The organism is Streptomyces sp. NPDC093089, from assembly GCF_044754405.1.
Taxonomy (GTDB): Bacteria; Actinomycetota; Actinomycetes; order Streptomycetales; family Streptomycetaceae; genus Streptomyces.
Genome location: NZ_JBIVPA010000006.1, coordinates 121,047 through 134,988, shown reverse-complemented (window position 1 = coordinate 134,988; position 13,942 = coordinate 121,047). Strand labels below are relative to the sequence as shown.

Here is a 13,942-nt window from a genome sequence, read left to right as displayed (position 1 = left end):
CTTCCCACCGCCTCGTACGCCCGAAAGGCCACCATGGACCACACCCCGGGAACGGACCCCTGCGCCGCACTGCGCGCACAGGTCCGCGAGCTGACCGCCGAGTGGCGGGACGCCGGACGCTACACCCCCCGCAGCGACTCCTGGCTGCGCTCCTTCGACCTGGACTTCAGCAAGGAGCTCGCCGCCCGCGGGCTCATCGCCATGACGTACCCGCAGGAGTTCGGCGGCGCGGGGCGCACCAACGTCGAACGACTCGCCGTGACGGAGGAGCTGCTCCGCGCGGGCGCCCCGGTCGCCGCGCACTGGATCGGCGACCGGCAGATCGGCCCGGCCGTGCTGCGCCACGGCACCCGCGCGCTCCAGGAGGAGATCGTGCCCCGGATCGCCTCCGGCGAGGCCGTGTTCTGCCTGGGCATGAGCGAGCCCGAGGCCGGCTCCGACCTGGCCTCGGTGAAGACCACCGCGGAGCGGGTCGAGGGCGGCTGGCTGGTCAACGGCCACAAGATCTGGACCACCCAGGCCCACCACGCCACCCACGCCTATCTGCTGGCCCGCACCTCACGCGAGGAGCGCAAGCACGACGGGCTCAGCGAGTTCGTCCTCGACATGGACGCCGAGGGCGTGTCGGTCACCCCGATCGTGGACCTCGCGGGCGAGCACCACTTCAACGAGGTGCGGTTCGAGAACGTCCTCGTCCCCGCCCACCGCCTCATCGGTGAGGCCGGAAAGGGCTGGAGGCAGGTCGTCGAGCAGCTCTCCTTCGAGCGCGGCGGCGCCGAACGCGCCCTGTCCAGCTACCCCGTGTTCGTGGAACTGATCGCCGCGGCCGCCCGGGACGAGGACGACCGAGAGCTGCACGCGCTGCTCGGCTCCCTCGTCGCCCGCCTCGCGGTGCTCCGCCGGCTCTGCTTCGAGGTCGCCGGCGCGATGGACGCGGGCCGGGCACCGGTCCAGCAGGCCGCAGCCCTGAAGTACCTCGGCAACGCCTTCGAGCACGACGTCATCGAGGCGCTGCGCCGCACCGACCTGTGCCAGGACCCCGCCTTCGACTCCGCCTTCGGCCAGGCGCTCCTCGCCTCCCCGGCCTTCAGCCTGCGCGGCGGCGCGGCCGAGGTCCTGCTCTCCCTCATCGCCCGCCAGGAGGCCCGCTCATGAGCCAGTTCGCCGACGAACTGCGCAGCCTGGTCGACGACCTGGCCGCGTCCGGCAGGTCCGACCTGTGGAACAGCCTGGTCGAGCTCGGCCTGCACCGGGTCGGCATCGACGAGGAGGAGGGCGGCTCCGGCGGCTCCCTCGACGATCTGCTCGTGGTGGTCGAGTCCCTCGCCGGACACGGCATCGGCGTACCGGTCGTCGAGGCGTCCACCGCGGACTGGATCATCGGCCACGCGGGGAGTCTCACCGACGGCCTCGCGACCGTCGTGCTGCTCGACGAGGCGCCCGGGACCGCGTCCGGCACGCTCACCGCCGAGCTGACCGCCGTGCCGTGGGCCCGCGACGCCGCCCGCCTGGTGTTGTGCGCGCCCGGCGCGGAACCCCTCGTCGTCGACCTGGCCCACGCCTCGGTCACCGTGCGGCACGTGGACAACATCGCCGGGGAGCCCCGTGACACCGTCCTCCTCGCGGGCACGCCCGTCACCGCCGTCGCGGGCGCGCCGGAGCACGCCGTGGTCCGCGAGCGCCTCGCCCTGCTGTGGTCGGCCGCCGTGCTCGGCGCCGCGCACGGGGCGTACCGGCTCACCAGGTCGTACGTCTCCGAGCGCGAACAGTTCGGGGCACCCCTGCTCAGGATTCCGGCCGTCGCGGGCAACCTCGCCCGGATGCGCGTCCAGCTGGTCCAGGCGGACGCGGCCCTCGCGCTGGCCCGCGACGCCGCCCCGGACAGCGGCGCCGTCGAGGTCGTACGGATCACCACGGCCGCCGCGGCCACCGAGATCGCCCAGATCGCGCACCAGTTGCACGGCGCCATGGGCATCACCGAGGAGTACCCGCTGCACCGTCTCACCCGCCGCCTGTGGTCCTGGCGCGACGCCGTCGCGTCCGAGCGCCGCTGGGCCGAGAGCCTCGGCCGCCGCTCCGCGGAGGCCGGCGAGAACGGCGTGTGGACCCGCATCACCGCCACCGCTTCCACCACCGACCGCGAGGGATGACCACCATGCCCGACCTGCCCGAACTCGACTGGGACGACACGACCGACCAGGCCAACGCGATCCGTGGCCTGATCGACAGGCTGGAGCCCTGCGTCGTGCGCAACGAAGCGGGCCGGGTCGTCTGGGACAACGACCGCTGGGACTTCCTGAACAAGGACGAGTGCCCCGACACCGTGCACCCGAGCCTGTGGCGACAGAGCCGGCTCAACACGGCCCAGGGCCTCTTCGAGGTCGCGCCCGGGATCTACCAGGTCCGCGGCCTCGACGTCTCCAACATGACGATCGTCGAGGGCGAGACCGGCGTGGTCGTCGTCGACCCGCTGACGTCCAAGGAGGTCGCCGCCGCCGGCCTCGGGCTGTACGCCCGCAACCGCGGTGAGCGCCCGGTGAAGGCCGTGATCTACACGCACAGCCACGGCGACCACTTCGGCGGCGTCCTCGGCGTCACCACCCACGCCGCGGTCGCGGCGGGCGAGTGCGCCGTCATCGCCCCCGACGGGTTCATGGACCACGCCGTCAGCGAGAACGTCTTCGCGGGACCGGCGATGCTGCGCCGTGCCGTCTACATGTACGGCCGCTCGCTGCCGGTCGGCCCGGAGGCGTCGGTCGGATTCGGCCTCGGACAGGCCCTGTCCACCGGCACCGTCGGCCTGATCGCTCCGACACGGACCATCACGGAGACGGGTCAGGAACTGGTCCTGGACGGTGTGCGGCTGGTCTTCCAGCTGACCCCGGACACCGAGGCCCCCTCGGAGATGAACTTCTCCCTGCCGGACCACCGCGTCCTGCTCATCGCCGAGAACGTCAACCACTCGCTGCACAACGTCCTCACCCTGCGCGGCGCCCAGGTCCGCGACGCCCACGCCTGGGCGTCGTACATCACCGAATCGATCCGGCTCTTCGACGGGACCGAGATCCTCATCGGCTCCCACAACTGGCCGACGTGGGGCCGCGACGAGGTGACGCGCATGCTCACCCAGCAGCGCGACGCCTACGCGTACCTCCACGACCAGACCGTCCGGCTGATGAACCGGGGCCTGACGGGTCCCGAGATCGCCGAGGAGATCCAGGCCTTCCCCGGCGAGCTGGGCAGGGCCTGGAACGTGCGTGGTTACTACGGCTCCATCAGCCACAACGTCAAGGCCGTCTACCAGCGCTACATGGGCTGGTACGACGGCAACCCGGCGCACCTGTGGCAGCATCCGCCGGTCGAGCAGGCCAGGCGGTACGTCGCCGCCATCGGCGGAGCGGACGCCACCGTCACCTCGGCCCGCGCGGCCTTCGAGGCCGGCGACCTGCGCTGGGCCGCCGAACTCCTCAATCACGTGCTGTTCGCCGAGCCCGGACACACCGAGGCGCGGGAACTGCAGGCGGAGACGTACGAACGGCTGGGCTTCGGCCAGGAGAACGGCACCTGGCGCAACATCTACCTCACCGGAGCCAAGGAGCTGCGGGAGGCCGGTCAGGACAGGCGCCGGACCGGGGCCCCGGGCAAGGAGAGCGTCGACATGCTGGCCGCCCTCTCCACCGGGCAGATCTTCGAGTCGATGGCGGTCCGTCTCGACGGTCCGCGGGCGGCCGCCCACCGTCTGCTGCTGCGCTGGGAGTTCACCGACACCGACGAGGTGTGGACGCTCCTGGTCGGCAACGGGGTGCTCACCCCCATGCGGGGCGACGCACCCGGCGCGGAGGCTCCGCAGCTGAGCCTCCGCCTGGAACGGTCCACGCTGGACCTGATCCTGGCCCAGCACACCACCTTCCCGGAGGCGATCGGCTCCGGCGCCGTCACGGTGGAGGGCGACGTCACCGTGCTCGCCACCTTCCACGGCCTGCTGGAGAAGCCGGCGCGCAACTTCCCGATCGTGCTGCCCTGACCGCACCACCGCACCATCCGGCCGGGGTCCGCGCCAAGCGGGCCCCGGCCCTTCTCATTTCTGTGAAGGACGAACGAATGCACGTGACGACCACGACCACGAAGCAGACCGACGACCGACTGACCCACCTGGTGGAGAAGGCCGTGGAGGCGTGCCGGGAGGTCGAGCGGGCGGCGCGCCGGCTCGACGCCGGACTCCCGCGTCTGCTCGAAGCCCGCCGCCAGGGTCTGCCGGTCGCCAAGCTGCCGGGCAGCGAGATGACGGCGGTCGGCTACGAGTTCGGCTCGGCGCTCAGGACGGTCCACGCGAGCCTGGCCGTGCTGCGCAGGGAGCTGTACCGGTCGGCCATCGACGACGACGGACTGACGCTCACCGAGATGGCCCGTCTCTCCGGCAACTCCCGCCAGCGGGTGGCCCGCCAGGTCCAGAGGGCGCGCGAAGAGGCTTCCTGAGCGCACCGCACGAAGGCGCCCCTGTGACCGATCAACGGTGACAGGGGCGCCTTCGTGCGGTGCGCTCTCGTGTGCTGCGAGGGTTCGGATCAGAGGCCCATGCCGAGACCGACACCGCCCAGGACGGCCTTGCCGGCGTCCGGGGAGATGTAGTTGGTCAGCGGGGAGCGCATGGCACCCGGGGTGAGCTTGTCCAGAGACCAGCCACCGCGGTCCTTGTCGGTCGTCTTGAGGTTGTAGCTGCCGGCCATGCCCGCCCACAGGAAGCCCTTGTCCTCGAACGGGAGGAAGACGCGGACGCCGTGCTGCGTGCGGTTGCCGAAGCCGTTGAGGGTCTCGGCGACGGCCGGCTTGTCGGGGTCGTCCATGCGGTAGACGTCGCCGCCGCCCATGGTCTTGAACAGGGCCGGGCCGACGACCTTCTCCAGCGCGGTCGCGGTCGCGTCCGAAGTGCCGTACGAGTACTGGGTGGTGAACGCGGACGGGATCATCAGACCCGTGGCGTCGGCGGTCGACATGTACAGCTTGTCCTGGAAGGTGGTGAAGGTCCAGGAGTACATGTTGGCCGGGTTGCCGAAGCCGGACGGGCCGAACTTCGGAGTCTGGCCAAGCTTGTTCGGCTTGGTCGACCACGTCTTCGACGCGGGGTCGTAGACCGGCAGGGCCGACTCTCCGTAGAGCAGCGTGACCTTCTGCTTCGAGGTGCCCGGGTCGGAGATCTTGAAGATCGTCGCGGCGCGGTTGGCCTTGGCGACGTCACGCAGGCGGGTGGCCTCGCTGGTGGGCTCGCCGTACTCGTTCCACAGCGAGGTGACCGAGGTCATGCCGGCGTAGTTGTAGCTGCCGACGTACAGGTCGCCGCGCCACTCCTTGATGCCGCCCCACACGATGGACTTGCCGACGACCGGGTCCGGGTCGTAGTCGTCCCACGAGAAGAGGGACTTCCAGTCGGCGGCGTCGGCGGTGGTGAGACCGCCCTCGCCGATCTCCGGGCTCATCCAGATCTTGGACGGGCCGCCGTACGATGCGGACTTCTTGGACGGCAGGACGCCCATCCAGCCGGAGACGGCGAGGCGGTTGCCGACGACCGTGATGTACCCGGCGTCGTTCGGCAGGTCGCCTACCTTCTCGAACTGGAACGGGTCTTCCAGGCTGCCGGTCCACTTCAGGATCGAGCCGCCGAGACCCGAGGCGCCACCGGTGGAGTTGGCCGTCCGGCCCGCCAGGTAGAGGCCCCCGTCGGGGCCCTGGACACCGCCGCGGCCCGTGACCAGGTCGGTGCGCAGCTGCGAGCCCAGGTAGCGGCCGGTCCTGCCCTCGAAGGCGAAGAGGGAGACGCCCTGGCGAGCGTCGAGGGCGGTGGGCTGCTTGAGGCCCATCATGAAGACGATGTCGCCGTTGGCGGCGGCGCCGCGCAAACCCGTGGTGTTCTGGAACAGCGGGTCGTCCTCGGGCGAGATGTCCTCGACCTTCTGGCTGTCCGCGTTCACGCGCAGCACCTGAGGCGTGCGCGAGTCGCCGATGCGCGGGCCGAACGTCGCGGCGCCCGAACTCTGGCTGTACTCGCAGGAGTTGACGCCCGGGACCTCGTGCGCGGCGGGCACATCGGCGGTGAAGGTGGAGATGCCACCGCAGAGCACGTTGGCCAGCGTGCCGAAGTATCCGTGGTCGCCGGAGCGGGCGGCGGCCCAGACGTAGCCGCCGTCGATCTTCTGCTGGTAGCCGGTCGGGCAGGTGCCGTCAGGGTTCGGCGCGGTGTGCAGCCCGATGCCGGCGTAGCACTCGTTGACCTGGGCGTGGGCCGTCTCCGTCACATCGAGGATCGGCCCGGGAACCGGGGCGGCGGCGGAGGCCGGGGCGGCGCCGGCCACGGAACCGAGTACGGCCGTCATGGCGGTGGCGACGGCCAGCCCGATGCGGCGTCCGCCACGAGCCTCGATGCGTATGCCAACAGTCATGGGAACGGAACTCCTTCTCTCGCGGTCCGCGTTCGCGGATCCGTGGGAGAAGCGTGTGGCCGCAACCGGCGGGTGCGGCAAGGGGAAAGCGAGATCGTCCGGGCTGTGCCGCCCGGCGCCTTCGGAGAGGCGCCGATGTGACGCTTCACAGGAATGCGGCCGGGGGCGCCGGTGGCCACCGCGAAGCCTTGTCCGGTGTCCCCCGGCCCGGCCAAGGTGAACCACCAACCCCCCCTTTCATCGCCCGCGCGGTGGGTTGTGCCTCCCCGACCCGTGTCGTCGAAGGGGCATCCGCGTGCGCGGAAGTCGTTCCGGCAGAGGAGTCGTCCTTGAACAGATGGTGGAGCACCCCCGACCGGCGCGGGAGGGCCCGTACGGCCGTCGCCGCGCTCGTGGTCGCGTTCGTCGCCGCACTGGTCGGCCCGGTCCCGGCCGCCTCGGCCGCCGCCGAGCCGCCCCTGAACACCCCCGTCGCCACACTCGACGCCGCCCTGCGCTGCCCCGGCACCTTCACCCACCCCGAGCACGAGCCGGTGCTGCTGGTCCACGGCACCACGTCCACCTACGAGGAGAGCTGGGGCTGGAACTACGCCCCGGCCCTGCGCGACGCGGGCTACGACGTCTGCGGCGTCGAGCTGCCCAACAGGTCCATGAGCGACATCCAGGACGCGTCCGAGTACGTCGTCCACGCCATCGACAAGATCTACGCCGCCACCGGCCGCAAGGCGGACGTCATCGGCCACAGCCAGGGCAACATGGAGACGCGCTGGGCCGTGAAGTGGTGGCCGCACCTGCGCAGCCGCGTCGACGATCTGGTCCTCCTGGCCAATCCCGGCCACGGGGTCACCGGCGGCAACCTCTTCTGCATCGGCTGGTGCGCACCGGCGCTGCACCAGTTCACCATCGGGTCCGACTTCGTCGCCGCCCTCAACCGGGACGACGAGACCCCCGGCGACATCTCGTACACCAACATCTACAGCCTCACCGACGAGGCGATCACGCCCTTCACGACCGCGCCCCTGGACGGCGCGAAGAACGTCTCCGTGCAGGACGTCTGTCCCGGCCGTGTGGTCGCGCACTTCAGCATGTTGTACGACGCCGTCACCTACAAGCTGGTCGTGGACGCGCTGTCGCACGCCGGGTCGGCCGTCCCCAGCCGGTTGCCGTTCGGCAAGTGCCTGGACGTGAACCTTCCCGGGGTCTGGCCGCACGAGGCCGTGGAGGGCACGGCGGTCACCGCCGCGAACTTCACCGCGGAGATCCTCAACGCCACGAAGGTCCCGGCGGAGCCGCCGCTGCGGCCCTACGCCCAGTAGCTCCGGGATGCAGGAAGGCGGGGCCGGGCAGAGGAACCCTCTGCCCGGCCCCGCCGGAAATCCCGCTTCGAAGCCGGTCTGCCCTGCCTCAGGAGTCTGCCGCCCGCTGGCGCAGCACCGTCTTGAGGATCTTCCCCGTCGCCGAGAGCGGCAGCTCGTCCACGATCACCACGTCCCGGATCCGCTGGTACGGGGCGACGCGCTCGGCGACGTACGCGATCAGGTCGTCGGCCGTGGCCGACGCGCCGGCCTCGGCCTTCAGCGAGACGAAGGCCACCGGGATCTCCCCGTGTTCCGGGTGGGGCCGGCCCACGACCGACGCCTGGGCGACCGCCGGGTGCTCCCGCAGGAGGTTCTCCAGCGGGCCGGGGTACACGTTGTACCCCTTGTAGATGAGCATGTCCTTGGCACGGCCCACGAGCGACAGCCATCCGTCCGGGGCGAGGGTGCCCAGGTCGCCGGTGCGCAGCCAGCCGTCCACGTACTGCTCCGCGGTGAGTTCGGGGTGGCCGAGGTAGCCGTCGGTGACCTGCGGGCCCCTGACCCACAGCTCGCCCCGTCCGCCGGGCGGCACGGGCGTGACGCCGTCCGGCTCCCGGATCTCGACCTCGGTGTCGAAGAGCACCAGGCCCGTGCTGCCCGCCGGGCGCGGCATCGAGCGGTCCAGCGGGCTGATCGCGACGCCCATCGTCGCCTCGGTCAGGCCGTAGCCGTCGCTGACCACGGCGTTCGGGAAGACCTCGGCGAGTTCGGCGGCCGCGGCCGGGTTGATCGGCGCGGAGCCGCTGCTGACCAGCCGTACGCACGAGAGGTCGCGCTCCCGCACGTCGGGTACGGCGAGGATCGCGTGGCACAGGGCGGGGGAGCCGGTGACGGCGTGGACGCCCAGTCGTTCGATGGTGTCGAGGTACCGCACCGCGTCGAAGCGACCGAACACGACGACGGTGAGTCCGGAGGCCACGAAGACGCTCTGGCTGACCATGCCCATGCCGTGGAAGAGCGGGGCGACGGAGATACCGGTCGCGGCACCGACCGGGATGTGGTGCGGGGTCTGCGCCTCGGTCACGTGGCGCAGCGTGACACGCCCCTCCGCGTCCGCGTGGGGGAGCGCGGCGCTGCGCCAGCACGCCACCTGGAGCACGTTCCTGAAGAGGTTGCGGTGCAGGACCCGCACGGCCTTGGGCACGCCCGTCGTGCCACCGGTGAAGGCGAGGTGCGCGACGGCGTCCCCGTCCACCACCGTCGCCGGCGCCGCCTCCGCCTTCATGAGGTCGTCGAACGCGACGGTGGCGACGGGGAACGCGGCCGGCGTCCGGTCGCCGGCCGGGGCCGCCGCCGTGGCCGGCGCGAGACAGACGAGCCGTACGGCCTCGGAGCTCTCCAGGGACTCGGACATGAGGCCCGCGACGGAGGGGTGGGTGAAGACCGCGACCGTGCCCGAGTCGTCGAGCTGGCGGCGCAGCGCGAGGGGCGGTTGCGTCGGGTTGACCGGAACCACGGCGGCGCCGGCGAGCAGGATGCCGTAGTACGCGACCGTGAACCAGATCGAGTTGGGCATGTGCACGGCGACGGCCTCACCAGGGACGATGCCCCGCTCACGCAGCCCCTGGGCCACGCGCAGGGCCCGCTCGTGCAGTTCGGCGAAGGTGAGCCGCTCGTCGCCGTCGATCAGCGCCGCACGGTCGGGATAGGCGTGGGCGGCCCCGGCGAGCAGGTCGGCGACGGTGCCGTCGGGGTAGTCGAGGGTGCGGGGCAGCCCCTGCGGCCAGAGGGTGGTCATGGCGGAACTCCTTTGTCCGGTCATGCCCGAGCGTTGCCTCGGGATGGTAGCTGTGGTTCACCCCGGTGCCGTGGCGCTCGACGACGCGGCGCACCGGAGGCGGGAGGGAACGGCGGTGAAGCCGTCAGCGGCCGCCCCAGACGGGGGCGCGCTTCTCGGCGAACGCCCGCGCGCCCTCCTTGGCGTCGTCCGACGCGAACACCGGGTCGCAGGCGGCCCGGTTGCGCTCCCAGACCTCGTCGGCCGGCCAGTCGGCCGAGTCCACGACGATCCCCTTGCTGGCACGCACGGCCAGCGGGCCGTTGCCGGCGATGTCCTTCGCGAGGGCCAGGGCACCGGCGAGCGCCTCGCCCTGCCCGGTCAGCTCGTTGACCAGGCCGAGCTCGTGGCCGCGCTCCGCCCCGAGGAACGCGCCCGTCAGCGCGTACTGCATGGCGATGTTGTACGGGATCTTCCGCGGCAGCCGCACCAGGCCGCCGCCCGCCGCGATGAGGCCCCGCCGGGTCTCCGGGAGGCCGAACTTCGCTGTCCTGGCGGCGACGATCAGGTCGCAGGCGAGGGCGAGTTCGGTGCCGCCGCCGAGCGCGTACCCCTCGACCGCGGCGATCAGCGGCTTGGCGGGCGGCGTCTCGGTGATTCCGCAGAAGCCCCGGCCGGGAACGCCGGAGCGCTCGCCGGCGGCCAGGGCCTTCAGGTCGGCGCCGGCACAGAAGGTGCCGCCGGCACCGGTGATGACCCCGACGACGAGGTCGTCGCGGGCGTCGAGCTCGTCGACGGCCTCGGCGACGGCGTCCGCCACCGCCCGGTTGACGGCGTTGCGGGCCTCGGGACGGTTGATCGTCACGACGGCGACGCCGTCCTCGAACGAGGTGAGGACCAGGTCGGACATGAGGTGTTCCTCCGATGGGCGTAGAGAGGGAGAGGGGGATCAGCGACGGCGCGCCGCCCGCGACGGCCGCACCACGGTCTCCTGCACCACATGGGCGATCAGGCTGCCGTCGATGCTCCAGACGTCGGCGAAGGCGAGGCCGCGGCCGTCCACCGAGGTGGGGCTGCGCTGGGCGAACAGCATCCACTCGTCGGCCCGGAAGGGCCGGTGGTACCAGACGGAGTGGTCGAGGGAGGTGAGGAAGACCGACGACGGCTCGTCGCGCAGCATCCGGGGCAGTTGGTGGGACAGCGCCGCGGCCGGCGCGAGGAAGAGGTCGGAGGCGTACGCCAGGGCACAGGCGTGCAGCCCGGGGTCGTCGGGCAGCCGCTCGTTCGCGCGTATCCAGAGCTTCTGCTCCGTCAGGCCGGGCGTGGTCGGCTCGGGAGGCCCGGGAACGTACCGCATGTCGAGCACACGGCAGAACTCCGCACGCGCGAAGTCCGCCGGGTTGTTCCTCGCCCAGGTCTCGTACATGTCGGGCAGGTCGGGGGGTGCGGGGGTCCGAGGCATCGCGGGCTGTCGGTCGTCCGCGGACTCCGGGCGCTTGAACGACGCGGTGAGGGTGAAGACCAGCTCACCGCCCTGGACGGCCGTGACGCGGCGGGACAGGTAGGAGGAGCCGTCCCGGACCCGCTCCACGGTGTAGACGAGGGGGCGTGCGGTGTCGCCCGGGCGCAGGAAGTGGCCGTGCAGCGAGTGCGCGGTCCGGTCCTCGGGGACGGTCCGTCCGGCGGCCGCGAGCGCCTGGGCCGCCACCTGGCCGCCGAAGGCGCGCGAGGGCATGCCGTCGTGACAGCGGCCTCGGAACAGGTCGCGCTCCAGCCGTTCCACGTCCAGGAGGGCGACGAAGTCCCCGCTGTGCGCCTGGACCCCGCCCAGGCCATGTGCGGTTGCGGTCTCGGGCCGTACGGGCATCGGGGTTCGGCCTCACAGGAGTTCGAGGATGGTGGCGTTGGCCATGCCGCCGCCCTCGCACATGGACTGCAGGCCGTAACGGATGCCGTTGTCGCGCATGTGATGGACGAGGGTGGTCATGAGGCGGGCGCCGGAGCCGCCGATGGGGTGGCCGAGGGCCATCGCGCCACCGAGCGGGTTCATCCGCGTGTAGTCCGCGCCCGTCTCGCGCAGCCACGCGAGGGTGACGGAGGCGAAGGCCTCGTTGATCTCGAAGGCGCCGATGTCGTCGATCGACAGACCGGCCTTCGCGAGCGCCTTGGCGGTGGCCGGGATGGGGCCCTTGAGCATGGTGACCGGATCCGTGCCGGTGACCACGGCCGTGTGGATCCGGGCCAGCGGCGTCCAGCCCTGGGAGGCGGCGTACTCGCTGGTGGTGACGAGCAGCGCGGCGGTGCCGTCGGAGACCTGTGAGGCGTTGCCCGCGGTGATCGTCCCGTCCTCCGTGAAGGCGGGCCTGAGCCCGGCGAGCGTCTCCATGGTCGAGCCGCGGCGCACGCCCTCGTCGGTGTCGAAGACACGGGCGGTGCCGTCCTCGTCGGTGACCGTGATCGGGGTGATCTGGCCCTTGAACCGTCCCTCGTCGACCGCCCGCGCGGCCCGCGCGTGGGAGTCCAGGCCGTGCTGGTCCATCTCGGTCCGTGTGATGCCGTACTCGTCGGCGATCAGCTGGGCGCCCATGCCCTGGTTGAAGCGGATGCCGTCGTAGCGGGCGAAGACGTCCGGGCCGAAGGGCTCGCCGAAGCTGCCGTCGCCCCGGGTGGTGCCCAGGGGCAGCCGGCTCATGATCTCCACACCGCCGGCGACGGCGACGTCGTACTGGCCGGAGATCACCCCGGCCGCGGCCTGGTGCACGGCCTGCTGCGACGAGCCGCACTGCCGGTCGACGGTGACGCCGGGGACGGACTCCGGCCAGCCGGCCGCCAGCACGGCGGCGCGGCCGACGCAGCCGGCCTGCATGCCGACCGCGGAGGCGCAGCCCCAGACCACGTCGTCGACGAGGGCCGGGTCGAGGCTGTTGCGCTCGGCCAGCGCCTTGAGCGCGTGCGCGGAGAGCGAGGCGGAATGGAGCCGCGAGAGCGAGCCGCCGCGCTTGCCCACGGCGGTACGGACGGCATCGACGATCACTGCGTCACGCATGGGGTCCTCCTGGAGGGAAGTGGGGTGAGGGGAAGGGGCGGGCTCAGAGCCCGAGGTCCTTGGCGATGATCGTCTTCATGACCTCGCTGGTCCCGGCGTAGATCCGGTTCACCCGGGTGTCCGCGTAGAGGCGGGCGATGGGGTACTCCAGCATGTAGCCGTAACCGCCGTGCAACTGGAGGCACTTGTCGATGACGCGGCCCGCGACCTCGGTGCAGAAGAGCTTGGCCCGGGCGGCGTCCGCGGCTGTCAGTACGCCTGCCGCGTGTTCCGTGAGGGCGCGGTCGACGAGCGCCTGGGCGGCGGCGACCTCGGTCGCGCACTCGGCGAGGACGAACTTGGTGTTCTGGAACGCGGCGACCGGCTTGCCGAAGACCTGGCGCTCGCGCACGTACGCGGTCGCGAAGCCGATCGCCCCGGCCGCGTTGGCGTAGGCGTTGATCGCCGCCCCGAGGCGCTCCACCGCGAGGTTGTGGGTCAGGTACGTGAAGGCCGCGCCCTCCTCGCCGAGCAGGTTCTCGACGGGGACGCGGACGCCCGCGAAGGAGAGCTCGGCGGTGTCCTGCGCGCGCAGGCCGATCTTGTCGAGTCTGCGCCCCACGGCGAAACCCTCGGAGCTCGTGTCCACGCACAGGATCGAGAGGCCGCCCCGACGGTCGGCGGGGTCGTACGCGGCGGTCCGGCAGACCACCAGGACGAGATCCGCCTGGGCGCCGCCGGTGATGAACGTCTTGGCGCCGTCGAGGACGTAATGGGTGCCGTCCTCGGAGAGCCGGGCGCGGGTGGCGATCCCCGCGAGGTCGGAGCCGGTGCCCGGCTCGGTCATGGCGATGGCGGTCATGACCTCGCCGGAGAGGAAGCCGGGCAGCCAGCGTCGCTTCTGCTCCTCGTTCCCGAACTCCAGCAGATACGGCAGGACGAGGCAGGTGTGCACCGATTCGGCACCGAGCCCGACGCCGGCGCGCCCGCACTCCTCCCGGAGCACGGCCTGGTAGGTGAAGTCGGTGATGCCCGCCCCGCCGTACTCCTCCGGCACGTTGATGCCGAGGACGCCCAGGGCGCCGAGCCTGCGGTAGAGCTCGCGGGGTACGTGGCCCTGCCGCTCCCAGTCCGCGTAGTGGGGGACGACCTCCTCGGCGATGAACGCCCGGAGGGTCGCCCGGAAAGCCTCGTGGTCTTCGGTGAACACGGTACGGCGCACGGTCCGCCCATCCTTCCTGGCACGTCCGGCAGACTCACCGGACGCCCATAAGTTAATCTGCATTAACCTTGGAGTCTAGATCTGGCGCGCCATGATCCCTTGAGTTTCCGCACTCGGTGGCCGCATAGGTGATGCAACGCTTGCCGCTTCTGTTCGCTGCCTCCCGGTACCCTCCGGGAGGCGGAG

General features: G+C 71.8%; 11 protein-coding genes. 5 read left to right on the top strand and 6 right to left on the bottom strand.

From position 1 onward, the window contains the following. Positions 1 to 33 precede the first annotated feature (33 nt). The 4 genes from ACIQFX_RS15835 (at position 34) to ACIQFX_RS15820 (ending at position 4,476) form a co-directional block, all read left to right on the top strand. Positions 34 to 1,155 (top strand): acyl-CoA dehydrogenase family protein, encoded by a 1,122-nt coding sequence (locus ACIQFX_RS15835; protein WP_402463199.1) that lies wholly within the window; start codon positions 34 to 36, stop codon positions 1,153 to 1,155. After that, the gene (locus ACIQFX_RS15830) at positions 1,152 to 2,150 is read left to right on the top strand and encodes an acyl-CoA dehydrogenase family protein (protein WP_402463196.1); all 999 of its coding nucleotides are present in this window, start codon (positions 1,152 to 1,154) and stop codon (positions 2,148 to 2,150) included. Before ACIQFX_RS15835 ends, ACIQFX_RS15830 begins: the two co-directional genes overlap by 4 nt. A gap of 5 nt (positions 2,151 to 2,155) precedes the next feature. Beyond that, positions 2,156 to 4,024 (top strand): alkyl/aryl-sulfatase, encoded by a 1,869-nt coding sequence (locus ACIQFX_RS15825; protein WP_402463193.1) that lies wholly within the window; start codon positions 2,156 to 2,158, stop codon positions 4,022 to 4,024. A gap of 83 nt (positions 4,025 to 4,107) precedes the next feature. Continuing rightward, positions 4,108 to 4,476 carry a hypothetical protein gene (locus ACIQFX_RS15820; RefSeq protein WP_402463191.1) on the top strand — a complete coding sequence of 123 codons (369 nt, stop codon included), beginning with the start codon at positions 4,108 to 4,110 and terminating at the stop codon, positions 4,474 to 4,476. Positions 4,477 to 4,565: 89 nt separating this feature from the next. Here the strand turns inward: ACIQFX_RS15820 and ACIQFX_RS15815 are convergent, their stop codons facing one another. Continuing rightward, positions 4,566 to 6,434, bottom strand: coding sequence for a hypothetical protein (locus tag ACIQFX_RS15815; RefSeq protein ID WP_402463188.1), 1,869 nt, complete (start codon positions 6,432 to 6,434; stop codon positions 4,566 to 4,568). Between the two features lie 329 nt (positions 6,435 to 6,763). Here ACIQFX_RS15815 and ACIQFX_RS15810 point away from each other — a divergent pair, with 329 nt between their 5' ends. Next, positions 6,764 to 7,750, top strand: a complete 987-nt coding sequence (locus ACIQFX_RS15810; protein ID WP_402463186.1) for an esterase/lipase family protein — start codon at positions 6,764 to 6,766, stop codon at positions 7,748 to 7,750. 88 nt (positions 7,751 to 7,838) lie between these two features. On the opposite strand, the gene ACIQFX_RS15805 is transcribed toward ACIQFX_RS15810, so the two are convergent. The 5 genes from ACIQFX_RS15805 to ACIQFX_RS15785 form a co-directional block, all read right to left on the bottom strand. Beyond that, the gene (locus tag ACIQFX_RS15805) at positions 7,839 to 9,530 is read right to left on the bottom strand and encodes an AMP-binding protein (RefSeq protein WP_402463184.1); all 1,692 of its coding nucleotides are present in this window, start codon (positions 9,528 to 9,530) and stop codon (positions 7,839 to 7,841) included. Between the two features lie 124 nt (positions 9,531 to 9,654). Beyond that, a complete protein-coding gene (locus ACIQFX_RS15800; RefSeq protein ID WP_402463181.1) occupies positions 9,655 to 10,419 on the bottom strand; it encodes a crotonase/enoyl-CoA hydratase family protein in 765 nt (254 codons plus the stop codon). A gap of 39 nt (positions 10,420 to 10,458) precedes the next feature. Then, positions 10,459 to 11,376, bottom strand: a complete 918-nt coding sequence (locus ACIQFX_RS15795) for an acyl-CoA thioesterase (protein WP_402463177.1) — start codon at positions 11,374 to 11,376, stop codon at positions 10,459 to 10,461. Between the two features lie 12 nt (positions 11,377 to 11,388). After that, positions 11,389 to 12,555 (bottom strand): thiolase family protein, encoded by a 1,167-nt coding sequence (locus tag ACIQFX_RS15790; protein WP_402463174.1) that lies wholly within the window; start codon positions 12,553 to 12,555, stop codon positions 11,389 to 11,391. 43 nt (positions 12,556 to 12,598) lie between these two features. Continuing rightward, positions 12,599 to 13,756 carry an acyl-CoA dehydrogenase family protein gene (locus ACIQFX_RS15785; protein WP_402463172.1) on the bottom strand — a complete coding sequence of 386 codons (1,158 nt, stop codon included), beginning with the start codon at positions 13,754 to 13,756 and terminating at the stop codon, positions 12,599 to 12,601. Between the last annotated feature and the right edge of the window lie 186 nt (positions 13,757 to 13,942).